The organism is Stenotrophomonas sp. STEN225 (genome assembly GCF_056756445.1).
Map to the genome: position 1 here is coordinate 175,415 of NZ_JBRRBV010000007.1, position 23,647 is coordinate 199,061.

22 protein-coding genes and 1 pseudogene are annotated in these 23,647 nt (G+C 67.8%); 13 read left to right on the plus strand and 10 right to left on the minus strand.

Annotated elements, in window-relative coordinates; all coding sequences use genetic code 11:
• The first annotated feature begins 22 nt into the window (after positions 1-22).
• Together ACVOJ1_RS09600 and ACVOJ1_RS09605 are read left to right on the plus strand one after the other, a co-directional pair.
• A complete protein-coding gene (locus ACVOJ1_RS09600) occupies positions 23-2,158 on the plus strand; it encodes a TonB-dependent receptor (protein WP_346480359.1) in 2,136 nt (711 codons plus the stop codon).
• 11 nt (positions 2,159-2,169) lie between these two features.
• Positions 2,170-3,675 carry a PepSY domain-containing protein gene (locus tag ACVOJ1_RS09605; protein ID WP_128989779.1) on the plus strand — a complete coding sequence of 502 codons (1,506 nt, stop codon included), beginning with the start codon at positions 2,170-2,172 and terminating at the stop codon, positions 3,673-3,675.
• A gap of 9 nt (positions 3,676-3,684) precedes the next feature.
• Here the strand turns inward: ACVOJ1_RS09605 and ACVOJ1_RS09610 are convergent, their stop codons facing one another.
• The 4 genes from ACVOJ1_RS09610 to ACVOJ1_RS09625 all read right to left on the minus strand — a co-directional run bounded on the left by ACVOJ1_RS09610 (position 3,685) and on the right by ACVOJ1_RS09625 (position 7,194).
• Positions 3,685-4,818, minus strand: coding sequence for an MFS transporter (locus ACVOJ1_RS09610; protein WP_197572159.1), 1,134 nt, complete (start codon positions 4,816-4,818; stop codon positions 3,685-3,687).
• A gap of 11 nt (positions 4,819-4,829) precedes the next feature.
• A complete protein-coding gene (locus ACVOJ1_RS09615; RefSeq protein WP_065175969.1) occupies positions 4,830-5,606 on the minus strand; it encodes a DeoR/GlpR family DNA-binding transcription regulator in 777 nt (258 codons plus the stop codon).
• A gap of 140 nt (positions 5,607-5,746) precedes the next feature.
• The gene (locus ACVOJ1_RS09620; protein ID WP_111187140.1) at positions 5,747-6,421 is read right to left on the minus strand and encodes a class I SAM-dependent methyltransferase; all 675 of its coding nucleotides are present in this window, start codon (positions 6,419-6,421) and stop codon (positions 5,747-5,749) included.
• Between the two features lie 368 nt (positions 6,422-6,789).
• Positions 6,790-7,194, minus strand: coding sequence for a GFA family protein (locus ACVOJ1_RS09625; RefSeq protein ID WP_111187139.1), 405 nt, complete (start codon positions 7,192-7,194; stop codon positions 6,790-6,792).
• Between the two features lie 174 nt (positions 7,195-7,368).
• On the opposite strand from ACVOJ1_RS09625, the gene ACVOJ1_RS09630 reads away from it, so the two are divergent.
• A complete protein-coding gene (locus ACVOJ1_RS09630) occupies positions 7,369-8,343 on the plus strand; it encodes an Lnb N-terminal periplasmic domain-containing protein (protein ID WP_346480360.1) in 975 nt (324 codons plus the stop codon).
• Positions 8,343-10,367, plus strand: a complete 2,025-nt coding sequence (locus tag ACVOJ1_RS09635) for an esterase/lipase family protein (protein ID WP_346480361.1) — start codon at positions 8,343-8,345, stop codon at positions 10,365-10,367. The genes ACVOJ1_RS09630 and ACVOJ1_RS09635 overlap by 1 nt, the downstream gene beginning before the upstream one ends.
• 45 nt (positions 10,368-10,412) lie before the next feature.
• On the opposite strand, the gene ACVOJ1_RS09640 is transcribed toward ACVOJ1_RS09635, so the two are convergent.
• Entirely contained in the window at positions 10,413-11,780 is a 1,368-nt protein-coding gene (locus tag ACVOJ1_RS09640) for an MFS transporter (RefSeq protein ID WP_346480362.1), read from the minus strand.
• A gap of 81 nt (positions 11,781-11,861) precedes the next feature.
• On the opposite strand from ACVOJ1_RS09640, the gene soxR reads away from it, so the two are divergent.
• Complete coding sequence (gene soxR, locus ACVOJ1_RS09645) at positions 11,862-12,296, plus strand: redox-sensitive transcriptional activator SoxR (RefSeq protein WP_253118890.1); 435 nt, start codon at positions 11,862-11,864, stop codon at positions 12,294-12,296.
• 41 nt (positions 12,297-12,337) lie between these two features.
• On the opposite strand, the gene ACVOJ1_RS09650 is transcribed toward soxR, so the two are convergent.
• Complete coding sequence (locus ACVOJ1_RS09650) at positions 12,338-12,940, minus strand: short chain dehydrogenase (protein WP_065175971.1); 603 nt, start codon at positions 12,938-12,940, stop codon at positions 12,338-12,340.
• Positions 12,941-13,040: 100 nt separating this feature from the next.
• Between ACVOJ1_RS09650 and ACVOJ1_RS09655 the strand changes: the two genes are divergently transcribed.
• The gene (locus ACVOJ1_RS09655) at positions 13,041-13,916 is read left to right on the plus strand and encodes a LysR family transcriptional regulator (RefSeq protein ID WP_111187135.1); all 876 of its coding nucleotides are present in this window, start codon (positions 13,041-13,043) and stop codon (positions 13,914-13,916) included.
• A 60-nt stretch (positions 13,917-13,976) separates the two neighbouring features.
• Here the strand turns inward: ACVOJ1_RS09655 and proC are convergent, their stop codons facing one another.
• Both proC and ACVOJ1_RS09665 read right to left on the minus strand, forming a co-directional pair.
• Positions 13,977-14,798 (minus strand): pyrroline-5-carboxylate reductase, encoded by an 822-nt coding sequence (gene proC, locus ACVOJ1_RS09660; RefSeq protein ID WP_346480363.1) that lies wholly within the window; start codon positions 14,796-14,798, stop codon positions 13,977-13,979.
• A gap of 18 nt (positions 14,799-14,816) precedes the next feature.
• Positions 14,817-15,494 carry a YggS family pyridoxal phosphate-dependent enzyme gene (locus tag ACVOJ1_RS09665; RefSeq protein WP_128989763.1) on the minus strand — a complete coding sequence of 226 codons (678 nt, stop codon included), beginning with the start codon at positions 15,492-15,494 and terminating at the stop codon, positions 14,817-14,819.
• Between the two features lie 87 nt (positions 15,495-15,581).
• On the opposite strand from ACVOJ1_RS09665, the gene ACVOJ1_RS09670 reads away from it, so the two are divergent.
• The 3 genes from ACVOJ1_RS09670 to ACVOJ1_RS09680 all read left to right on the plus strand — a co-directional run bounded on the left by ACVOJ1_RS09670 (position 15,582) and on the right by ACVOJ1_RS09680 (position 19,002).
• Positions 15,582-16,619 carry a type IV pilus twitching motility protein PilT gene (locus ACVOJ1_RS09670; protein WP_053519259.1) on the plus strand — a complete coding sequence of 346 codons (1,038 nt, stop codon included), beginning with the start codon at positions 15,582-15,584 and terminating at the stop codon, positions 16,617-16,619.
• Between the two features lie 99 nt (positions 16,620-16,718).
• On the plus strand, positions 16,719-17,861 hold the full coding sequence (locus ACVOJ1_RS09675) for a PilT/PilU family type 4a pilus ATPase (protein WP_074900446.1): 1,143 nt from the start codon (positions 16,719-16,721) through the stop codon (positions 17,859-17,861).
• 157 nt (positions 17,862-18,018) lie between these two features.
• Positions 18,019-19,002 (plus strand): aldo/keto reductase, encoded by a 984-nt coding sequence (locus ACVOJ1_RS09680; RefSeq protein ID WP_065175975.1) that lies wholly within the window; start codon positions 18,019-18,021, stop codon positions 19,000-19,002.
• A 30-nt stretch (positions 19,003-19,032) separates the two neighbouring features.
• Here ACVOJ1_RS09680 and ACVOJ1_RS09685 read toward each other — a convergent pair whose 3' ends face one another.
• On the minus strand, positions 19,033-19,935 hold the full coding sequence (locus tag ACVOJ1_RS09685; protein ID WP_053519263.1) for a LysR family transcriptional regulator: 903 nt from the start codon (positions 19,933-19,935) through the stop codon (positions 19,033-19,035).
• Positions 19,936-20,094: 159 nt separating this feature from the next.
• Between ACVOJ1_RS09685 and ACVOJ1_RS09690 the strand changes: the two are divergent.
• A pseudogene (locus tag ACVOJ1_RS09690) lies at positions 20,095-20,799 on the plus strand (YitT family protein); the annotation flags it as partial.
• A gap of 129 nt (positions 20,800-20,928) precedes the next feature.
• On the opposite strand, the gene ACVOJ1_RS09695 reads toward ACVOJ1_RS09690, so the two are convergent.
• A complete protein-coding gene (locus tag ACVOJ1_RS09695; protein ID WP_053519397.1) occupies positions 20,929-21,474 on the minus strand; it encodes a DNA-3-methyladenine glycosylase I in 546 nt (181 codons plus the stop codon).
• 89 nt (positions 21,475-21,563) lie between these two features.
• Here ACVOJ1_RS09695 and ACVOJ1_RS09700 point away from each other — a divergent pair, with 89 nt between their 5' ends.
• From ACVOJ1_RS09700 to ACVOJ1_RS09710, 3 genes are read left to right on the plus strand one after another with little or no spacing between them, the layout of a single operon-like run.
• The gene (locus ACVOJ1_RS09700) at positions 21,564-22,130 is read left to right on the plus strand and encodes a YqgE/AlgH family protein (protein ID WP_065182436.1); all 567 of its coding nucleotides are present in this window, start codon (positions 21,564-21,566) and stop codon (positions 22,128-22,130) included.
• Entirely contained in the window at positions 22,123-22,590 is a 468-nt protein-coding gene (gene ruvX, locus ACVOJ1_RS09705; RefSeq protein WP_053519401.1) for a Holliday junction resolvase RuvX, read from the plus strand. Before ACVOJ1_RS09700 ends, ruvX begins: the two co-directional genes overlap by 8 nt.
• A gap of 16 nt (positions 22,591-22,606) precedes the next feature.
• Positions 22,607-23,557, plus strand: coding sequence for an aspartate carbamoyltransferase catalytic subunit (locus tag ACVOJ1_RS09710; RefSeq protein WP_074900463.1), 951 nt, complete (start codon positions 22,607-22,609; stop codon positions 23,555-23,557).
• The last annotated feature ends 90 nt before the right edge of the window (positions 23,558-23,647 follow it).

The following is a 23,647-nucleotide window of genomic DNA, read 5'->3' on the forward strand; positions in this document are numbered from 1 at the left end:
TGGCATTGCATGCCGTGAAAAAATGAAAAGACATCCGAAGCGCGTTGCCCTGCGTTGGGCGACGCTGCCGGCGCTGTGCGCCTGCGCCCTGCCTGTTGCACCTGCCCGTGCCGAAGCGGCGGGCCCGACCACCCTTGACACCGTACGCGTGGTCGATACCCGGCACGGTGCGCTGTCGGCCACCCCCGGCGCAGGTTCCGCGCTGGGCCTGAACGTGCTGCAGACACCTGCGGCGCTCACCGTGATCGACCGCGACCAGCTGGAGCAGCGCGGTGACTCCAACCTCAACGATGCGATCAGCCGCGCGGGTGCGATCAGCGCGATGCCGCATCCGGGCAATGGCCTCAGCGCACTGTCCAGCCGCGGCTTCACCGATGGGGCGTCGGTGATGCGCCTGTACGACGGGCTGCGCCAGTACGGCGGCGTGGGCATCACGTTCCCGTTCGATACCTGGTCCATCGAGCGCATCGAAGTGCTGCGCGGGCCGGCCTCGGTGATCCACGGCGACGGTGCGATCGGCGGTGTGATCAACATCGTGCCGAAGAAGCCTTCGCGCGGTGCCGTCGAGAACGAGATCAGTGTGACGGTGGGCAGCGAGGACACCGCGCGCCTGGGCTTCGGCAGCGGTGGCGCGCTGACGCCCGAGCTGGCCTACCGGCTGGATGTGAGCGGCAACTACAGCGGCGGCTGGGTGGACCGTGGCCGCAACAGTGACGCGACTTTCTCCGGGGCATTGCTGTGGCAGCCGCTCGCGCACCTGCAGCTGACGCTCACCCATGCGCAGGGCTACCAGCAGCCGATGCGCTACTTCGGCACGCCGCTGGTGGAGGGACGCCAGTTGGACGCGCTGCGCCACCGCAACTACAACGTGGAAGACAGTGACATCCGCTTCCGTGACCGCTGGACGCAGCTCGATGCGCTGTGGACGCCGAACGCGAAGGTGGAGTGGCGCACCCGCGTCTACCAGATCGACAGCCAGCGCGATTGGCGCAACGCCGAGGCCTATGTCTACAACCCGCGCACCGGGCTGATCGATCGCTCCGGCAATACCCAGATCACCCATAACCAGGACCAGACCGGGCTGACCTCGACGCTGCGCGTGCCGGGTGAGGTGGCCGGTCTTGCCAACAGTTTCGCGCTGGGGATGGATGCCAACCGCGCGCACTTCAAGCACACCAACAACACCTATGCCGGCAGCTCCGGCCCGGTCGATCCGTTCCATCCGGTGCCGGGGCAGTTTGCCAGCGATGCGCCGAACCTGCCGCGCTACCGCAACAGTGCCGAGCAGTACGCTCTGTTCGTGGAAGACCGGCTGGCCCTGAGCGAGCGCTGGTCGGTACTGGGCGGGCTGCGCCACGACCGCGCGCGCATCGATCGTACCGATCTGATCAGCGGCCAGAGGGCATTCTCGAAGACCTACAGCAGCACCGGCTGGCGAGCAGGCACGGTATTCGCGCTGCGGCCGACGCTGAGCCTGTACGCGCAGTATTCGCAGGCGGCCGACCCGGTCAGCGGCCTGTTGATGATCAGCCCGGCCAACGGTGCCTTCGACCTGGCCAAGGGGCGTCAGGTCGAAGTCGGCCTGAAGCAGGCCTTCGACGGTGGCGAGTGGACGCTGGCGGCGTACCGGATCCGCAAGACCGGGCTGCTCAGCCGTGATCCGCTGCTGCCGGATCGTCGGGTGCAGGTGGGCGCGCAGACTTCGCGCGGAATCGAGGCGTCCTTGAACTGGAATTTCGCGCCGCAATGGACGCTCGATGCCAACGCGACGGTTCTGAAGGCCGAGTTCGAGGACTTCCTGGAAGCCACCGGTTCGCCGGCTGTGCTGGTCTCGCGCGATGGCAATGTGCCGCCGAACGTGGCAGAGCGGCTGGCCAATGTATGGGTGAGCTGGCAGTTCCTGCCCGACTGGAGCGCGGCCGCAGGTGTGCGTTACGTCGGCAAGCGCTACGCCGACAACGCCAACACCCTGGAGCTGCCGGGCTACGGCACCACCGATCTGGCGCTGACCTGGCAGGCGGCACCGCGCACGCGGGTGACAGCCCGTGTGTTCAACGTGTTCGACAAGGCGTACTACGCCACGGCGTACTACACCAGTACGCAGTGGCTGCTGGGTGCGGACCGCCGCGTCGAGTTCACCCTCGATCATCGCTTCTGAGGACGCACGCCATGTCGCTGCGATCCACTGCCAAGCGCTGGACCTACCTGGTGCACCGCTGGCTGGGCATCGGTGGATGCCTGTTGATGCTGCTGTGGTTCGTCAGTGGCATGGTGATGCTGTTCGTCGGCTACCCGAAGCTGACGCCCGGCGAGCGGCTGGCGGCGTTGCCGGTGCTGGGCGACGCGCATGGGCTGCTGGGACTGTCGGCGTTGCCAGCGGCCGTGCAGGCTGAGCCGGAAAGCGTGGCGCTGACCACGCTGCGCGGCGAGCCCGCCTATGTGGTGCGTAGTGGCAGCCACGTGGGAGCCTGGTCGGCGCGTACCGGGCAGGTCCTGCTGCCGGTATCGGCACAGCGCGCCGAAGCTTCGGCGGCGCAGTTTGCCGGCGGCCCGGCATTCGTGGGTGCGATGCGCGTGGATGAGGACCGCTGGACGCATTCGCGTGCGCTCGATGCGCATCGGCCGCTGTACCGGGTCGAGGTGGGCGGTGCGCGGCCGGGTGACCTCTATGTGTCTTCTCGCACCGGCGAGGTGGTGCTGGATGCACCGCATGTGCAGCAGCGCTGGAACTATGTGGGCGCTTGGCTGCACTGGCTGTACTTCCTACGCATGCAATCGGTGGACCCGGTGTGGACGTGGGTGGTGATCGTGTTGTCCGCACTGTGCACGGTGGCGGCGGTGAGCGGCATCGTGGTGGGGGTGTGGCGCTGGCGCCTCCGTGGCCACTATCGTTCCGGTGCGAAGACGCCGTACGTCGAGCCGTGGATGCGCTGGCATCATCTGATCGGTCTGGCGGCTGCGGCGTTCGTGTTCACCTGGATCTTCAGCGGGCTGATGTCGATGAATCCGCTGGGCGTGTTCAGCAGTACGCGCGCGGCGATCGACACGGCGCAGTATCGCGGCGATGCGGTGGCAGTGAACGGCGCACTGGGCGAACCGGCAGCGCTGCTGGCTGCGGCCCATGATGGGCTGTTCATGCCGGTGGAGATCCAGTGGCGGCGCATCGGCGGTGAGCTGTTCGCGCTGCTGCTGGACGGGCAGGGCGATACGCGCATCGTATCCGCAGGCGAAGGGCATCTTCGGATGATGCAGCTGCTGCCGGTGGCATGGCTGCAGCAGAAGGCGCAGGCGATGTCTGCCGCGCCGATGCATCGGTTCGCGCTGCTGCATGCAGCGGATGCCTATTTCTATCCACGTGCGCCGGAGGCGATGAACGGCGCGGCGGTGCGCCGCTTCCCGGTGGCGGTGGCGGACTTCGGTGATGCCGAGGCGACGCGCGTCTACTTCGATCTGGCCAGCGGCGATCCACTGCTGACCCTGGGGCATCGTGAGCGCGTCGGGCGCTGGCTGTTCTACTTCCTGCACAGCTGGGACCTGCCGGCAATGCTGCGGCAGGAGACGGCCCGGCTGGGCGTGCTGCTGCTGTTGAGCACCGCCGGCACCGCGCTGTGCGCGACGGCTACGGTGATCGGTTATCGACGATTGCGGATGAAGGTCCGGCGTCGGCGCCGTTGATGCCGCGCGCTACACCCGCAGCCAGCGCGTGGACACCGCCACCAGCAGCAGCGCAATGGCCACACCGATGAATGCAGCGATCAGGCCGAAATGATTGGCGGCGAAGCCGATGAGTGCCGGGCCGGCAAGAATGCCGGCAAAGCCCAGCGTGGACACGGCGGTGATCGCCAGCGCGCCGGGCATGCGGGTCTGGTGGCCGGCCAGCGAGAACAGCGCCGGCGCGATGTTGGCGCAGCCGAGGCCGACCAGCACATAACCGGCCAGTGAGACCTGCCAGGGCGTGACAAGCGTCAGCACCAGCACGCCACTGGCCGCGAGCAGGCCACCGAACACGATGGCGCGTTCGCGTCCCACCCGCGCCACCAGTGCATCGCCGAGCAGGCGGGCCACGGTCATGGTCAGGGTGAAGATCACATAGCCGATGCCAGCCATGCGCGCATCGACGCTGCGCACGTCACTGAGAAAGACCGCGCTCCAGTCCAGCATCGCGCCTTCGCCGAGGAACGCGACGAAGGCCAGCACGCCGATGAACAGCACGATGCCGTGCGGCATGGCCAGCATCGGGGTGTCGTGCGGCATGCGCTCGCGGTGCCAGTACGACGCCGACAGCAGCATCGCCAGCAGCATCGCGGCCACGCCGATCAGCACCGATGCCAGCGGTGGCAGCTGCAGGGACAGCAGCACGGTCATCATTGCCGCGCCCAGGAAGCCGCCGATGCTGAAGAAGGCGTGGAAGCCGGACATCATTACACGTCGCGCTTCGCGCTCGACCACCACGGCCTGCACGTTCATCGTGCAGTCCATCGCGCCTACCGCGGCACCGAACACGAACAGCACCAGGCCCAGCAGCCACGCTGAACCGGCCAGGGCCAGGCCCGGCACGGTGAGGCAGATCAACAGCGTACTGGCCACCATCACCCGGCGGCAGCCCAGCCGCGCGGCCAGAACGCCCGCCACTGGCATCGCCAGCAGCGAACCGGCACCCAGGCAGAGCAGCACCACGCCGAGCGTGGCGTCGTTGAGGTCCGCGCGTGCCTTGGCGAACGGTACCAGCGTCGCCCACAGTGCCGTGGCGAAACCGGGAATGAAGAATGCAGCGCGGGTCGCGTGCTGTTCGGCACGCGCGCGGTAGGCAACGGACATGGGCGGTTCGGTCAGGGCGGGGTGGGGTGCACCGCAATACCGGCAGCGAGGAAGCGCGCTGCCAGTGCGGGCGGGGCTGATGTGGTCAGCACCAGGTCGTCGATCTCGTCGAGGCCGGCGATCTGCCAGTGGCCACGGGCACCGAGTTTTTCGGTGGTGGCGGCGACAATGACGCGGCTGCTGCAGGCCACCATGGCGCGCTTCAAGGTGGCTTCTTCGGCATCCATCGCCCACACACCAGTGTCGCCGTCCACCGCGCACGGGCCGGGCAGGTACACGTCGGCGCGCAGGCGCTGCACCTGGGCCAGTGCTTCAGCACCGACCGCGCCGCCGCCGCTGGCCAGGCGGCCGCCGATCAGCTGCACGGAAGTGCCTTCATGCACACTGGCGGCGGTGGCGATCTGCGGCGCGTTGGTAATCACCGTCAGTGCCAGTTCGGGCGGCAACTGCTGGGCGATGGCCAGGTTGGTCGAACCGGCATCGAGCAGCACCACCTGCCCAGGTTGCAGCAGGGCACAGACGCGCGCGGCCAGTTCGGCCTTGTCGCCACGATCGCGGGTCAGGCGCTCGCGCAGCGGGCGCTCCTTCGGCGGCGGCAGCACGGCGCCGCCGTACACGCGCTGGCACAGGCCTTGGGCGGCCAGTTCACGCAGGTCGCGGCGGATCGAATCTTCGGAAACCGCATAACGACGCGCCAGTTCCGCGGCGATCACGCGGCCCTGCTGGCGCAGTTCCTCGAGGATCTGCCGGGTACGTTCGGCGGGGAGGGGGCTGGAATCGGCGTTCATGGGATAAGTGTGCATATTCGTGCATGAACATGCAATAACGTGCATTCCGGGTCGACGCACGGGAGCCCCTTCTCCCGGGCGGCCCTGGAAAAGTGCGAGGTGCGGGGGCCGGCCGGGCGAGCGCCGGCTCTGCAGGTTCATCAGGCCGCGTAGGCGACCCAGCCCTTGAAGGTGAATCCGGCGTAGAACAGCTCGATGTCCTGGAAGCCTGCCTCCTGCAGCACCTCCACCTCCTGTTCCGGTGACAGCAGCGGCAGGCGCTCGGCGATGGCGGTGATCGCGCGCTGTGCATCCGCACGGGCAATGCCGGAAGCCTCGCCGAAGGCCGCATAGCGCCTCAACCAGCGCAGCTTCGCCTCCGGCTCCTGCGGGACGCTGTGGTGGGCCACCACCAATGGCGCGCCCGGACGCAGCCGCCTGCGCAGTTCGCGCAGGGTATGCCGGCGCTGGTCGATATCGAGGAAGTGCAGGGTCAGCAGGCAGCTGGCGCCATCGAAGATCGTGGCCGGGGCATCCTCGATGTAGCCCTCCAGCAGCTCCACGTGGTTCATCCGTGTGCCGAGCGTTTCGCGGGCCAGCGCCAGCATCGGGCCGGCCGGATCGACTCCGAGCATGCGCCAGTGCGGGTGGGCGTCAGCGAAGGCCTTCAGCTCGAGGCCGCCACCGGCGCCGAGCACCAGCACGTGGCCGTGCTCGGGCACGTGCTCGGCCAGCAGCAGGTGGGCCATCTGTTGCAGACCGAGGAATCCAGGTACCTGCCGCAGCGGTCCCTCGTGATAGCGGGCCGCAGCCTGGGGATCGGAGAACGAAGGCATCCGGAGGCGACCTGCAGCAGGAGGGGAATTGTCACTGTAGCGCAGGCGTCAAGAGGTGCCGCCCAGTCCGCGATGCGGCTGCGGCGTGGTGCGCGCGCAGGGCTTCGCCGCCTGTCATCGTGGTGTCGTCGATGCCTCACGCCGGCTATGCAGGCCAGCGTCCACGCTTGATCGTCCCCGCCCCCACGGAGACCGACCATGTGGCTGCTTGATCATCTCTGGACTGCACGCCGGCCCGCGCCTCCGCCGCGCCCCGTTCAAGCAGAGTCCGCGCCACGCCGGCCCTGGCGCAAACGCCCCGCGCGGGCCGGCCGCAGCGGCATGGCGCCCTGGCAGAAGGTCACCGCGCCGACACGCCGTACCCGGCACTAGGCCAGGCGGTCGGCCGGATGGTTCACGCCATCGCTGACCGGGATCACGCCCAGCGCGAAGGGATCGATGCCCTCCAGGCAGGCGACGTTGTAGCCGTACTGGTCGGGGTTGGAACGCCGACGGTGGTGGGTGTAGATGCCGCACACATCGCAGAAGTAGTGCTCGGCCACATGCGTGTTGAACTGGTACAGCCGCAGATGGTCCCGCCCTCGTACCACCTGCAGCCCTGCGAGGGCGACGCTGGCGGCGATGGCGCCGCGGCGGCGGCACATCGAACAGTCGCAGCGGCGCGGGTCGACGATGCCGTCCGGCAGGTCCAGCAGCAGTTCGACCGTACCGCAATGACAGCGGGCGCTGTGCTGGGGTTGGACCGCAACACCGGCCACGGAGGTAATGCCCATCGATGCTCCTGGAAGAGGGAACGGTATGTGGAAAACCGCGTTGCAGACGGTGCACCCAGCAGCCTGAACGGGCCGTAGATGCCAGGGCGAACCCGCTTGTGGCTAACTATGCGCCCCCGGGACCACGACAGGACGCCAGTGAAAGCCGCAGGACGTTGGATGACAGGAAGTGTGATGACACTGCTGGCACTGTGGGTGGCTGGCCTGCTGCTCTATCAGCTGCCGGGGCCGGGCTGGCTGGCGTCGGCCGTGGCGGTACTGTGGGTGCTGTCCGCCCTGTGGGCGTCCTGGCGGGTTGCCCGTGGCCATGGCACGCGACGGCTCGGCATGGCCTTCGGCGTGGCGCTGGCCCTGGCGCTGGGGTGGTGGATGCTGCTGACCCCGCGCCAGGATCGCGTCTGGGCCGATGACGTAGCGCAACGCCTGCACGTGGTCTCCTTCGATGGGCGGCATGTGGTGCTGGACAACGTGCGCGATTTCACCTGGCGCAGCGAAACCGACTATGACGCGCGCTGGGTGCGCCGCACGTACGACCTGGACCAGCTGCGTTCGGCCGACCTGGTGCTTTCGTACTGGATGGGGCCGGCGATCGCCCACACCCTGATCTCGTTCGGCTTCGACGATGGCCGCCATGTCGTGTTCTCGCTGGAGATCCGCAAGGAACGCGGGGAATCGTTCTCGGCACTGGGGGGATTCTTCCGCAAGTTCGAGATGACCCTGGTGGCCTCCGAAGAGACCGACATCATCCGCACGCGTACCAACGCGCGTGGCGAGGATGTCTATCTGTACCGCCTGCATGGCATGGGCCGCGCACAGTTGAAGGAACTGTTCGCCGCCTACATCGCGCAGGCACGCGAGCTGGATGCAAAGCCCGGCTTCTACAACACGCTGACCAGCAACTGCACCACCATCGTCTTCGATCTGGCCAGGCATATCGCGCCGCGGTTGCCGCTGGACTACCGCCTGCTGCTGTCCGGCTATCTGGCCGAGTACGCGCAGGAGGTCGGGGCATTGACGCCGGGGGTGCCGTACGCAGTGCTGCATGCCAAGGGCCGGATCACCCAGCGCGCGCTGGACCTGGGTGACGGCGGCAACTTTTCCACCGTGATCCGCCAGGGCGTGCCCGGCACCGAGCAGGACCCGCAGTGATGCTCATGTCCATACTTTCCCGCTGGCAGCGCGTGCTGCCGGCGTCGCTGGCGATCTTCATGCTGCTGGCCGGCAGCGGCTGCGCGATGGTCACCGTCAAGCAGGTGAAATCCAGTGACTCGCTGGTCAACAAGCGTGCCGATGTGCTCAACACCGGCAGGCTCAGCCCGGCGGCCCGGGAAACGCTGAGTGCAGCCGGGCTGGATGAGTCGCAGTGCGAGAAGGACTTCGTGGTCTGTCGCAGCACGCTGTTGATGACCGACGATCTCAACGTCGAACAGCGGCTGTCCGCGTTGTCGGAGCTGTGGGTGAAGGCAGCGCTGGCGCTGACCCCGAAGAAGACGGCGGCGGGCGATCCACCGATGAGCGATGCCGCACTGGACGCATGGCTGGAAGCGGCGCGCTATGCCTACGCCTACCTGTTCTACAGCGGCCGTTCGCCGTCCGATCGGGCGTTCGAGGACCGGCAGACGCAGGTGCGCGACTACTACAACTATGCAGCCGAGAAGGCGGCGGTGGTTCTGTTCGTGCGGGCGCGCGCCGCCGCGCTCGCCGGCGAGGACTATACGAAGCCGATCACGGTCGGCAGCTGGTCGCTGGCCTCCAACTACCAGCAGCTGGCCCTGAAGAGCATTCCGGCGCAGCTGGTACCCGCTGGCACGGTCAGCTTCGTCGGCCTGCGCAGTACCTATCGACGCGACGGTTTCGGTGCGGAGCTGGTGATGGTGATGGACCCGCCGAAGCTGGTTGCTCCGGCGGTCTCCGCAGATGGCCCGAAGGCGGACGGCGGGCAGGACGACGACAGCGATGCGCGTCGTGGTCGCCGCCATCGCCATGATGATGCGGTGCCGGAGTTCAGCGAGATGTCCTCGATCAACATCACCGCGCTGCTGCGCTTCGAGGGCAGCACGCTGGAGGACGTGATGCGTACCCGCCGGGTCGAGCTGGACGCCTATTCGCCCGAAGCGACCGAGCGCATCACCCTGCACGGCGAGCAGGTGCCGCTGGCCGGCAACTTCACTGCCGCCTACGGCCTGTGGCTGGCGCAGAGTGGCTTCGCCCGGCAATCGCTGCGCACGCTGTTCGGCATGAGCGAGGGTATCGGTGAGCCGCACATCTACCTGATGCAGCCGTGGGATCCGAACCGCCGCATCATCTTCATGCTGCATGGCCTGGCCAGCAGCCCGGAAGCGTGGGTGAACCTGGCCAACGAGATCATGGGCGATCCCGAGCTGCGCCAGCAGTTCCAGGTGTGGCAGGTGTATTACCCGACCAACGCGCCGATCGCGCTGAACCGCTATGAGATCGCTACCGCATTCAACGACACGCTGAAGCATTTCGACCCGGATGGCAGTACGCGCGCATCGAAGGACATGGTCTACATCGGTCACAGCATGGGCGGCGTGCTGGCCCGCCTGCTGGTGAGCGACTCGGGCGATGTGCTGTGGAACGACCTGCTGGCCAACTATGACCTGAAGGGTGAACGACTGAAGCGGGTGCAGAACAAGCTGGGCCCGCTGCTGCACTTCAAGGCGCAGCCGAATGTGGAACGGGCGATCTTCATCGCCGCCCCGCATCAGGGCACCGACATCGCCGGCAACAGGGTTGGCCGCCTGATCGGCCGCCTGGTGCGCCTGCCGCTGACCATCCTGGGCAAATTCGAGGATGTGTTCCTGGCGCTGGCGCAGGCCGAGCAGCAGGTTGACGGCACCGCCAAGCCGAAGATTCCCAACAGCATCGACAACCTCAAGGCCAGCGATCCGTTCGTGAAGGCGGCCGCACAGCTGCCGATCGAAGCGGGCCTGAAGTACCACTCGATCATCGCCCAGCGCAAACCGGAACTGCCGTTGGAGAAATCCGACGATGGGCTGGTGCCGTATTGGAGCGCGCACCTGCCGGGGGCGCTGTCGGAGAAGGTCATCATCTCCGGACACAGCGTGCAGGAATCGCCGCAGGCCGTGCTGGAGGTGCGCCGCATCCTGCACCGGGACATCGATGACGTGGACGCGGCGGCCACGCCATGACCGCACTGATCGCCGGGCCACGCCCGGCCGAATCAACCGGTGGCGTTACACCCGGCGTGCAATCAGCGTGGACAGCAGAGCCAGGCCCAGGGTGATCGCCAGGCACAGCACGTAGCCGATGTGCGGCCTGTCGTCCACGAACAGGGCAAACAGCGCGCCGGAGACGGCCAGTGCGGTGGTGACCGCCAGCGCCTCGCTCAACTGCAGCGCCGAGGTGTTGGCTCCCTGTTCGTGCGGTGCCGAAAGGGACAGGGTCAGTACCGAAAGACTGGCGTAGATCATGCCCATGCCGAAGCCGGTCAGCGTCCAGCCGATCAGAGCCACCGGCAGCGGTACCGTGCGGAACAGCACCGCCAGCGTGGCCGCGATACCGATCGCCATCAGCGGCGTTCCCGCGCGCAGCAGCTGCTGGCGTGACCAGCCATTGCGCTGGTGGCCCTGCAGCCACGACCCGGCGAACCAGCCCAATGCCCCCAGGCTCAACACCGCGCCGGCCCCGCTGGGTGACAGCCCGCGCTCGCGCTGCAGCAGCAGTGGCAGGTAGGCCTCGCAGGCGAAGAATGCCGCAGCGGCGATGCCGCGCAGGGCGATCACACTGGGCAGGCCGCGATGCAGGCGCAAGGTGCCGGCAGGCAGCAGCCGCTGCACGCAGAACAGCAGCGCAAGCATCGCCACAGCGATGCACAGCACTGCCGCCATCCCTTGCTGCTGCCCGCCGAGATACAGCAGCAGCGCTGCCAGCGACGCGCCGCTGGCCCAGCGCACCACCCGGCTGCGATTGCCGCTGTCGCCCGCAGGCAAGGGCTGCAGGCGTGACAGTGCAGGTCGCAGCAGCAATGCAGCGGGTAGCGCCAGCAGCGGCACGGCCAGGAACACCCACCGCCAGCCCAGGTGCTGCACGATGAGCCCGCTCGCAGCCGGGCCGATCATCGACGGCACCACCCAGCCAGCGGAGAATGCTGCGAACACCTTCGGCCGCAGCGATTCGGGGTAGGTACGGCCGACCATCACATACAGCGAGACCGAGATCGCGCCCGCGCCCAGGCCCTGCAGCAGCCGCCCGGCCACCAGTATCCCCATGTGCGTGGCCAGGCCGGCCAGCAGCAGGCCCAGTACGAAGCACGCCAGGCCCCACCACAGCGGCCGCGCGGGCCCGTGCCGGTCGGCCCAGAGGCCAGCGAGTGTCATGCCGATGACGCTGGTGGCGAGGGTTCCGCCGAAGGCCAGCGCGTACAGGCGAAGCCCGTCAAGCGCGGCGGCGACGGTGGGCATGGCTGCGGCCACCGCCAGCGCTTCGAAGGCGTGCAGCGAAACCAGGGCGACCATGCCGAGGGTGGTCGCACGATAGCGCGCGGAGAGGATGGAGGTTTCGGCAGTAGGGGCGGCGTCGGCAGCAGGTGGAGTCGGGGTCATGCGGAAAGTCTGGGAGGCCGCGCTTGTCATCCGGCGGCGAAGACCGCAGCATGACACCTGAACTATAGTTGAGGTCAAGCAATGGTGTCGCAGGAACTGAGTGTGGGTGAGGTGTCGCAGCGCAGCGGCGTGGCCGTATCCGCACTGCACTTCTATGAGCGCAAGGGCCTGATCAGCAGCCTGCGTACCTCGGGCAACCAGCGCCGCTTCAGCCGCGACGTGCTGCGCCGGCTGGCGGTGATACGCGTTGCACAGCGCGTGGGCATGCCGCTGGAGGCGGTGGCGCGCGCTTTCGAAAGCCTGCCGCAGGGCAGGGCACCGACCAAGGCCGACTGGGCCACGCTGTCCGCACGCTGGCGGACCGAGCTGGATGAGCGCATCCACATGCTGCAGCTGCTGCGCGACGAGCTGACCGGGTGCATCGGTTGCGGCTGCCTGTCACTGAAGCGCTGCCGGCTGGCCAACCCCGACGATGTCCTCGGGGAACGGGGTGACGGTCCGATGCGCTGGGGCTGAGGCCCCGGCACATCGGAGGGCACGCCAGGCTGGATCATGCATCACCAGACGGTGATCGTTTCACCGCTCAGGATGCCTTCCACCGCGCGCTGGTACGCCAGTGCCGCGCGCTGGGCGGTCACCGCTTCAAAGCCGGGGAAGTAGGGCGCGTAGGCATCCATTGATTCGACCAGCACATTCGGGCTGACGACATTGATGCGCAGCCCGCGGGGCAGCAGCTCCAGGGCCGCTGCGCGCACGAATCCTTCCAGCGCGGCGTTCACCGAGGTTGCATTGACGCCGTCGCGGATCGGCTGGGCGCTGACGATGCCGCTGGTCAGGGTGATCGAGCCACCGGCGGTGAGGTGATGCTGGGCGGCCAGTGCCAGCCGTACCTGACCGAGCAGCTTGTCCTGCAGGCCGACGTTGAACCGTTCGGGCGTCATTTCACGTAGAGGACCAAAATGCAGTTTGCCTGCGGTGGAAATCACCGCATCGACCGCGCCGGTGCGGGCAAACAGTTCGTTGACACTGGCATCGTCGGTCAGATCGACGCGCAGCGTGCCGCTGCTGCGCCCTGCGTCCAGGATCTGGTGCTGCTGGCCGAGCTGGCGCGCGACGGCCTGGCCGAGCGTGCCGGTGGCGCCCACGAGAAGAATCTTCATGACGGTTCCTTGCTTTGGGGAGATGAAGCGCAGTCTGCGCCGTGACGACGCGGTTTGGTAAGCCGCGTATGATTCGCTGATTACTAATCAGGACTTAGCAATGGACATGCTGCGCTGCATGCAGGCCTTCGTCGCCGTGGCCGAGCGCGGGAGTTTCGCCGCTGCCGCCGAGCACCTGCAGGTGTCTGCGGTGATGGTGGGCAAGTACATCCAGCAGCTGGAAAGCCACCTCGGCACCGCGCTGTTGCAGCGGAACACGCGGCGGCAGCGCCTGACCGAAGCGGGCAGCGCCTATCTGGCCGGTTGCCGGCAGGTGCTGGAACAGGTGCAGCAGGCCGAGGCGGACGTGGCCGGCCTGCAGCTGCAGCCGCGCGGTGTGTTGCGGGTCAGTGCTCCCACCACCTGGGGCAGCTGCGTGCTGGCGCCCCGGTTGGCCGAACTGCTGCGTGCACAGCCGCTGCTGAACATCGAACTGGATCTGAGCAATCGCCGGGTGGACCTGATCGAAGACGGCTTCGACGCGGCGATCCGGGTCGGTCCGCTGCCCTCGGCGGACATCGTGGCGCGTCCGCTGCCCCCCTATGCGATGAGCCTGTGCGCAGCGCCGTCGTACCTTCGCCGTCGAGGCACGCCGCGGACGCCCGCGGATCTGCAGGGGCACGATTGCCTGAGCCACCTGGCGTGGCGTGGCGGGCACGGTTGGCAGCTGGCCAGTGGCGAGCATGTGGACTGGGAGGCACGGCTCACCAGCAATGACGGCTTCGCGCTGCGCGAGGCTGCCGTGGCGGGTGCCGGATTGATTCTGCAACCGACGGCGCTGCTGGCCACTGAGATCGCTGCGGGCCGGCTGAAACCGCTGCTGCGCGACCATCTGCCGGCGCCGCGGCCGATGCACCTGATCTATCTGCCGGACCGTCGCCCGCGCCCGCGCCTGCAGTGCTTCGTCGACTTCGTCATGACCACGTTGGGGCAATGAGCATCGGGGGAGATGGGGTCAGATCCCTTTGCCCCGGCAGAGGGATCTGACCCCAAGGAATCAGTCGTTTGCCGCTGACAGTTCCTGGCCGCGCACCTGTGCGGCGCGCAGCGCGGCATCCACCAGTGCCTCGAAGCCGCCGGCCTGGAAGCTTTCGATCGCAGCCTGGGTGGTGCCGTTGGGCGAGGTCACGCGGCGGCGCAGCTCGGCGGGACTTTCGCCCGCTTCATCGAGCATGCGCGAGGCGCCCAGCAGCGTCTGCACCACCAGCGTGCGTGCGGCGTCGGCGGGCAGACCCTGGGCGATGCCTGCCGCTTCCATCGCTTCGGCGAGCAGGAACACATAGGCCGGACCGCTGCCGGAGACAGCGGTGACCGAATCCATCAACGGCTCGCTGTCGATCCATACCGTGCGTCCGGCACTGGCCAGCAGGTGCTCGGCCTGGGCCCGCTGCGGTGCATCCACTGCCGGTGTTGCGTACAGGCCGGTGACGCCGGCACCGAGCAGCGCGGGCGTGTTGGGCATCGCGCGCACCACCGGCAACGTGCCGCCCAGCCAGCGCTGCAGCTGCGTGCTGGTGATGCCCGCGGCGATCGAGACCACCAGCGGTCGGTTGTCCTGCGCCAGCGGCTGCAGCGACTGGCAGACGCCGCGCAGTACCTGTGGCTTGACCGCCAGCAGCCAGGTCTGGCCCTGCGCGGCGGCCGCGCTGGCGCTGTCGTGGGTATGCACGCCGAAGTCGCTGGCAAGCGCATCGCGCACGGCGGCGACCGGCTCGGCCACGTGGATGCGCGTGGCAGGCACGCCCTGGCGGATCAGGCCGGCGATCAGGCTGCGCGCCATGTTGCCGCCGCCGATGAAGGTGATGGAATCTGCTGCCATGGAAGTCTCCTCGGAATATCAGGCCGGCCGCGGACGGGCGCCGAACAGGGCGGTGCCGATGCGCACCAGGGTGGCGCCTTCGGCGATGGCCTCGGTGTAGTCGCTGCTCATGCCCATCGAAAGGGTATCGACCTGCGGGAAGCGGTCGGCCAGTGTCTGGAAAAGTGTGCGCATGCGCACGAATGCGTCGCGGCGGCGTTCCGCCTCCGGCCACGGCGCCGGGATCGCCATCAGGCCCCGCAAGCGCAGGCCAGGCTCGGCGGCGATGGCCTCGGCCAGGGCCTGGACGTCCTCTGGCGCGCAGCCGTGCTTGCTCGATTCATCATCGATGTTGACCTGGATCAGCACGTTCAGCGCTCCGCGCGCCGCCGGTCGATGGCGGGCCAGCGCAGTCACCAGCTTGGGACGGTCCACGCTCTGCACCCAGTCGAAATGCGTGGCCACCGCTTCGGCCTTGTTGGACTGCAGATGGCCGATCAGGTGCCATTCCAGGTCCAGATGCTGCAGCGCCTGCATCTTGGCCAGCGCCTCCTGCACGTAGTTTTCGCCGAAGGCGCGCTGGCCCTGTGCAGCAAGGGCGGCCACGGCCTCGGCCGGTTGGGTCTTGGAGACCGCCAGCAGGCGCGGCGGCGCACGTCCGGCGGCCTCGGCCGCAGCGTGCAGGGTGCTCAGGATCTGGGGCAGGGCAGTGGCCACGTAACGCGTTCCAATCGATCAGGAGGCTATACTGCCGCCCGGGGAAAGATCCTTCCAGTCGAAGCCGTTATTGGGGAGTAGCCGCTCATGGATATCGCCGAGCTGTTGGCGTTTTCCGTAAAGAACAAAGCGTCCGACCTGCACCTGTCCGCAGGCCTGCCGCCGATGATCCGCGTGGACGGCGACGTTCGCCGCATCAACATCCCGGCACTGGACCACAAGCAGGTCCATGCGCTGGTGTACGACATCATGTCCGACAAGCAGCGCCGCGACTACGAGGAATTCCTCGAAGTGGACTTCTCGTTCGAGATCCCGTCGCTGGCACGTTTCCGCGTGAATGCGTTCAACCAGAACCGGGGTGCGGGCGCGGTGTTCCGTACCATTCCGTCGGAGGTGCTGACGCTGGAGGATCTGGCCTGCCCGCCGATCTTCCGCGAACTGATCCAGCAGCCGCAGGGCCTGATCCTGGTGACCGGCCCGACCGGTTCGGGCAAGTCGACCACGCTGGCCGCGATGATCGACTACATCAACAAGAGCGAATACGGCCACATCCTCACCGTCGAGGATCCGATCGAGTTCGTGCACACCTCGCAGAAGTGCCTGATCAACCAGCGCGAAGTACACCGCGATACGCATGGCTTCAACGAGGCACTGCGCTCGGCACTGCGAGAAGACCCGGACATCATCCTGGTCGGCGAACTGCGCGACCTGGAAACCATCCGCCTGGCACTGACCGCCGCGGAGACCGGCCACCTGGTGTTCGGCACCCTGCACACCAGTTCGGCGGCCAAGACCATCGACCGCATCATCGACGTGTTCCCGGCCGGCGAGAAGCCGATGGTGCGCTCGATGCTGTCCGAGTCGCTGCGCGCGGTGATCTCGCAGGCACTGTTGAAGAAGGTGGGCGGCGGCCGTACCGCAGCGTGGGAGATCATGGTGGGCACGCCGGCCATCCGCAATCTGATCCGCGAAGACAAGGTGGCGCAGATGTACTCGGCGATCCAGACCGGTCAGCAGCAGGGCATGATGACGCTCGACCAGCACCTGCAGGACCTGGTCAAGCGCAGCCTGATCACCCGCAACCAGGCGCGCGAGTACGCCAAGGACAAGCGACTGTTCGAGTAAGGCAAGGCAGAAGCGGGCCCCGGCGCGCGACCGCGCCGGCGACTCCGCGATGTTCCGACCATCGACTGAAGCCTGGCACATGCCTCCTGGGAGCCTGCCGTGAACACCACCGCCACCACCATCGATTTCACCTCCTTCCTCAAGCTGATGGCGCACCAGCGCGCCTCGGACCTGTTCATCACCGCGGGCATGCCGCCGGCGATGAAGGTCAATGGCAAGATCGCGCCGATCACGCAGACACCCCTGACGCCGCAGCAGAGCCGCGACCTGGTGCTGAACGTGATGACGCCGGCACAGCGCGAAGAGTTCGAGAAGACCCACGAATGCAACTTCGCCATCGGCCTGTCCGGTGTCGGCCGTTTCCGCGTGAGCTGCTTCTATCAGCGCAACCAGGTGGGCATGGTGCTGCGTCGCATCGAGACGCGCATCCCGACCGTGGAAGAACTGAGCCTGCCGCCGATCATCAAGACGCTGGCGATGACCAAGCGCGGCATCATCCTGTTCGTCGGTGCGACCGGCACCGGCAAGTCGACGTCGCTGGCAGCGATGATCGGTTATCGCAACCAGAATTCCACCGGCCACATCATCACCATCGAGGATCCGATCGAGTTCGTGCACAAGCACGAGGGCTGCATCATCACCCAGCGCGAAGTGGGCATCGATACCGACAGCTGGGAGGCCGCGCTGAAGAACACGCTGCGCCAGGCGCCGGACGTGATCATGATTGGTGAGGTGCGTACCCGCGAAGGCATGGACCACGCCATCGCCTTCGCCGAAACCGGCCACCTGGTGCTGGCGACCCTGCACGCCAACAACGCCAACCAGGCGATGGACCGCATCATCAACTTCTTCCCGGAAGACCGCCGCAACCAGCTGCTGATGGACCTGTCGCTGAACCTCAAGGGCGTGGTCGCTCAGCAGCTGGTGCCGTCCCCGGATGGCCGCTCGCGCAAGGTTGCGATGGAGATCCTGCTGGGCACGCCGCTGGTGCAGGACTACATCCGCGACGGCGAGATCCACAAGCTGAAGGAAGTGATGAAGGAATCGGTCCAGTTGGGCATGAAGACCTTCGACCAGAGCCTGTTCGAGTTGTACCAGGCCGGTGAGATCAGCTACGAGGATGCGCTGCGGTATGCCGATTCGCAGAACGAAGTGCGGCTGCGCATCAAGCTGAGCCAGGGCGGTGACGCGCGCACCCTGTCGCAGGGCCTGGACGGCGTGGAAATCTCCGAGATCCGCTGAAGCAGCAGAGGACGGCAGCCGGGCGTCGCCCGGCGCCGCGGAAGATCACCGGGACGGCCGGATTCATGAAATCCAGTCATGACCGACTGCGGCGCAGCCGGTTCAATCCGATGAGGCCGCAGGCGTATCGTCAGCGCTCCCCCTCTGGAGCATGACAATGCAGACACGTGAACTCGGCCGCAGCGGCCTGAAGGTTTCCGCCCTCGGCCTGGGCTGCATGGGCCTGAGCCACAGCTACGGCAAGCCCGTGGAACTGGAGCAGGGCGTCGCGCTGCTGCACGCAGCCGTGGAGCGCGGGGTCACCTTCTTCGACACGGCCGAAGTGTACGGCCCGTACACCAACGAGGCACTGCTGGGCAGGGCGCTGGCGCCGCATCGGGACCGGCTGGTGATCGCCACCAAGTTCGGTTTCCGCAATGCCCAGGCCGATACCGGGCTGGACAGCCGCCCGGAGAACATCCGTGCCGTGGCCGAAGCCAGCCTCAAGCGCCTGCGTACCGACCACATCGATCTGTTCTACCAGCACCGTGTCGATCCCAACGTGCCGATCGAGGACGTCGCCGGTACCGTGCGCGACCTGATTGCCGAAGGCAAGGTCGGCCACTTCGGGCTCTCCGAAGCGAGTGCCGCCACCGTGCGCCGCGCACATGCCGTGCAGCCGGTGGCTGCGGTGCAGAGCGAGTACTCGCTGTGGTGGCGCGAGCCGGAGCGCGAACTGCTGCCGACCCTGCAGGAGCTGGGCATCGGCTTCGTACCGTTCAGTCCGCTGGGCCGGGGCTTCCTGACCGGTACGATCAATGCAGAGACCACGTTCGAGGCCGACGACTTCCGCAACACCGTGCCGCGGTTTGAAGTCGAAGCGCGCCGGGCGAACCAGGCGCTGGTGGACCGGATCGGCGCCATTGCCGCCGCCCGCGGTGCCACCCCGGCACAGGTGGCATTGGCCTGGCTGCTGGCGCAGGCGGACTGGATCGTGCCGATTCCGGGTACCACCAAGGTGCATCGCCTGGAAGAGAACCTGGGAGCGGTGGACCTGCAGCTGTCGAGCGAAGAACGGCAGCGCATCGCGCAGGCGCTGGATGAAGTGTCGATCGTCGGCGAGCGCTACAACGCCCAGCGTGCGGCGCAGGTCAAGGGCTGATCGTGGTGGGTGCGGGCCTTGGGCCCGCACTCATCGGTCCATCATCGGCCCGCGCAGGGCATCGAGCACCGTGCGCATCGCCAGGGTCACGTGGTGGCGCGAGGGGTAGTACGCGTAGTAGCCATCGAACGGCGGGCACCAGTCGTCCAGCACCGATTGCAGGCGGCCATCGTCCAGCATCGGCAGGACCTGGTCTTCCGGCAGCCAGGCCAGCCCGCTGCCGGCCAGTGCCGCGCTGCGGGTCATGCCCATCGTGTTGAAGGTCCACTGCCCGCTCACGCGCACGCTCAGTTCGTGGCCATCCTGGCCGAAGTCCCATGGCATCAGTCCGCCATGGGTGGGCAGGCGCAGGGTGATGCAGTTGTGGCTGGCCAGGTCGTGCGGATGTGCGGGGGCGGCGTGCTGACGGAAGTAACCCGGGGCACCGACCACGCGCATCCGCAGCGGGGGGCTGATGGGCACGGCGATCATGTCGCGTGCCAGGCGCTCGCCGAGGCGGATGCCGATGTCATAGCGCTCGGCGACGATGTCGGCCAGGCCATAGTCGGTGGTCAATTCGATCTTCAGGTCGGGGAAGCGCTGCAGCAGGGGGGCCAGCCGCGGCCACGCCAGATACTCAGCGGCGTGGCCGGTGGCGTTGATGCGGATGGTCCCGGCGGGGCGGTCGCGGTACTCGGCCAACGCGGCCAGTTCGTGCTCGATCTCGGCCAGGCGTGGTGCCAGCGTGGCGAGCAGGCGGGCGCCAGCCTCGGTGGTGGAGACGCTGCGAGTGGTCCGGGTCAGCAGGCGCACCCCGAGCCGCTCTTCGAGGCCGCGCATGGCGTGGCTGAGCGCGGACTGCGAGACACCCAGCTGGGCGGCCGCGCGGGTGAAGCTGCCCTCGCGGGCGACGTGGACAAAGGCCTGCAGGTCGTTGAGGTTTTCGCGCGGCATGCGGGAATGATACGGCGCCGCCGCTGCCCGCTGCCGCGCAGGCTGATGCTTTCCGGGGAGCTCTCAGGCAGGGCGGCGCATCCAGCTGAACGATTTCATCTGCAACTGTCATGCGGATCGTGTCTAATACCGCCTCCCCCCGCTGTCCCCCCCACCCGCATGTCCCATCCTTCCCATGGCCCCGCGCCGTGCGACGACGCTGACGGCCACCTGGTCACCGCCGGTCCGTTGACTCCGCCGCCGGACAGCGCCGGTACCACCGCCGACGAAAAAGCGCTGCGCCACTCGGTGGCCGAGGACGTGCAGGGCATGGTGCTGGCGACGATGGTGGCCTCGCTGGGCCTGGCCATCTTTGCCAAGGGCGGGCTGATGATCGGCGGCATGGCCGGCATGGCCTTCCTGCTGCACTACTCCATGGGCTGGAACTTCGGGCTGGTGTTCGTGCTGGTCAATCTGCCCTTCTACTGGGTGGCGCTGCGGCGCATGGGCTGGGAGTTCACCCTGAAGACGTTTGCCGCGGTTACCGCCTGCGGCGTACTGACCGATCTGCTGCCGCGCTGGATCGATTTCTCGCACATCCATCCGCTGTACTCGGCGATCGTCGGCGGCGCGCTGTCGGGGCTGGGCATCCTGTTCTTCATCCGCCACCGCGCCAGCCTGGGTGGCATCGGCATCCTGGCGGTCTACCTGCAGCGCACCCGTGGCTGGAGCGCCGGCAAGGTGCAGATGTCCTACGATGCCTGTCTGATGATCGCCGCGTTCTTCGTGCTTTCGCCGTCCAAGGTGATGTATTCGGCGATCGGCGCGGTGGTGCTCAGCCTGGTGCTGATGTTCAACCACCGGCCCGGCCGTTACTTGGGCGTTTACGCGCGCCTTCCGCGTTCGCCGGGCTTGGCCGGGCGCTACCGGAACTGGTACGTGGTAGCGCCGCGCCATGCCCGGCGGATGCAGATCAGCGGGTGGTAGCGCCGGGCCATGCCCGGCGGGTCCGGTTCAGCGGGCGACGGCCTGCAGCCAGGGCGGTGACAGCTTCAGCAGCCGCGCATGCACCGGGCAGTCCGCGGCGTGCGCACCCGGCAGGTAGCCCAGGCTCATCAGGAATTCGCCGGTGATCTCGCCGCCGGTGAAGCGGAAGGTCTTCTTGAACAGCTTCACCCAGTCGGCCTTGCTGCGTGGGTGATGCGCGTCCAGCCAGGCGGCGAAGCTGCCGTGGTCCGCACGCAGCTGCTGGATCACCTGTGCGTTGTGGATCGCGGCAAGCACCTTCAGGCGGTTGCGGATGATGCCCGGGTCCGAGAGCAGGCGCTCGATGTCCTGCTCGGCATAGGCCGCGACCCGGTCCACGTCGAAGGCATCGTAGGCCGCGCGGAATCCTTCCCGCTTCTTCAGGATGGTCTCCCAGCTCAGGCCGGCCTGGTTGATCTCCAGCACCAGCCGCTCGAACAGCTCGCGTTCGTCGCGCTGCGGGAAGCCGTACTCGTGCGCGTGGTAGTAGTCGTGCACCGGGTGGCCGGGGGCGATCAGGCAATATCCGGACAAGGCGAACTCCTGCGGTACGGGGTGGTCATTATGCGCGCCGTGACCGGCAGGTGCAGGCATCGGGGGCGACCAGCGGCTAGAATGGCGGCATGCCCGCAACTCCCACTTCCCTTGCCGATCACCTGCTCGTCGCGCTGCCGTCGCTGCTCGACGCGACCTTTGCCCGCAGCGTCGCGCTGATCTGCCAGCACGACGAGAACGGGGCGATGGGCGTGCTGGTCAACCAGCCGTCCGAGTACACGCTGGGCGAGGTGCTGTCGCAGATGGACATCGCCACCAGCGATGGCGACCTGCAGGCGCGCATGGTGCTCAACGGCGGGCCGGTACATCCCGAGCGCGGGTTCGTCATCCACGACGATGCGCGGCCCTGGGATTCCAGCCTGACGGTGGGCGATGGCCTGTACCTGACCACGTCGCGCGACATCCTCGAAGCCATGGCCCGCGGCGAAGGCCCGGCCAATGCCGTGGTGACCCTTGGCTGCGCCGGATGGGGCGCCGGGCAGCTGGAAAGCGAGCTTTCCGAGAACAGCTGGCTGACCGTGCCGGCCGACGCCGAACTGGTGTTCCAGCTGCCGCTGGAGCAGCGCTGGCAGGGCGCGGCCTCGCGCATCGGCGTGGATCTGTTCCGGCTCACCGATTACAGCGGCCATGTCTGAGCCGGCCGCCCTCCGTCGCGATGGCACCGTGCTCGGCTTCGATGTCGGCGCGCGACGGATCGGTGTGGCCATCGGCAGTGCCTTCGCCGCGCACGCGCGTGCCGTGGCCGTGGTCGACGTGCACGGCAACGGCCCGGACTGGGCGGCGATCGAACGCCTCATCAAGGAATGGAAGCCCGATGGCCTGGTGGTCGGCGATCCGCTGACGCTCGACGGCCAGGACCAACCCAACCGCAAGCGCGCGCAGGGCTTCGCCCGCCAGCTGCGGGAACGATTCAAGCTGCCGGTGGTGATGATCGACGAGCGCTCAAGCTCGGTGGAAGCCGCCCGCCGCTTCGCCGTCGAGCGCGCCGAAGGGCGCAAGCGCCGCCGTGATGCGGCCGCGCTTGATGCGGTGGCTGCGGCGGTGATCATCGACCGCTGGCTGTCCTCGCCGGACGACGCCACTCCCATTCCCTGACTGCACGATTCCCGCCATGACCGCCCAGCAACTCGATGCCTCCGGCCGCCTGCGCCACCTGCTGACTCTTGAGGGCCTGCCCCGCGACACCCTGCTGCAGCTGCTCGACCGCGCGGGGCAGATCCGCGACGCGGCGGTCGGCCGCGTCGGCAACAAGCGGCACGTGCTGGCCGGTTCCGCGGTGTGCACGCTGTTCTTCGAACCGTCCACCCGCACGCGCAGTTCGTTCCAGCTGGCCGCGCAGCGCCTGGGCGCCGACGTGCTGAACTTCGATGCGTCGACCTCGTCCACGCGCAAGGGCGAAACCGCCTGCGACACGCTGCGCAACCTGGAAGCGATGGGCGTGCGCGGTTTCGTGGTGCGCCATCCCGATGATGGTGCCGTGGCGGCACTGGCCGAAGCGGCGGGCGAGGGCACCGCCCTCATCAACGCCGGCGATGGGCGCAGTTCGCACCCCACCCAGGGCCTGCTGGACATGCTGACCCTGCGCCAGGCCAAGGGCCCGGATTTCTCGAAGCTGAAGGTGGTGATCGTCGGCGACGTGAAGCACTCGCGCGTGGCCCGCACCGACCTGCACGCACTGCGCACGCTGGGCGTGGGCGAGATCCGCGTGTGTGGCCCGCAGTCGCTGCTGCCGGACGACGAAACCCTGAAGGGCTGCGTGGTGGGCGAAGATTTCGACGCGATGCTGGAAGGGGTCGACGCACTGATGATGCTGCGCCTGCAGCGCGAGCGCATGGAAGAAGGGCTGGTGCCGTCGCTGGAGCAGTATCACGACCAGTACGGACTGACCCGCGAACGCCTGGCCCGCGCCGGCAAGGACGCCGCGGTGCTGCACCCCGGCCCGATCAACCGCGGCGTGGAAGTGACCGACGATGTGGCCGATGGCCCACAGTCGTGGGTGCTGCGCCAGGTCGCCAACGGCGTCGCCGTGCGCATGGCCGTGCTGGAAACCCTGCTGGGCTGACCACCCGCTCTGGTAGGTGTCAGCCTTGGTTGACACACTTACCGCGCGGCTTGTCCGCGCACCGCTCTGGTAGACGCCAACCTTGGTTGG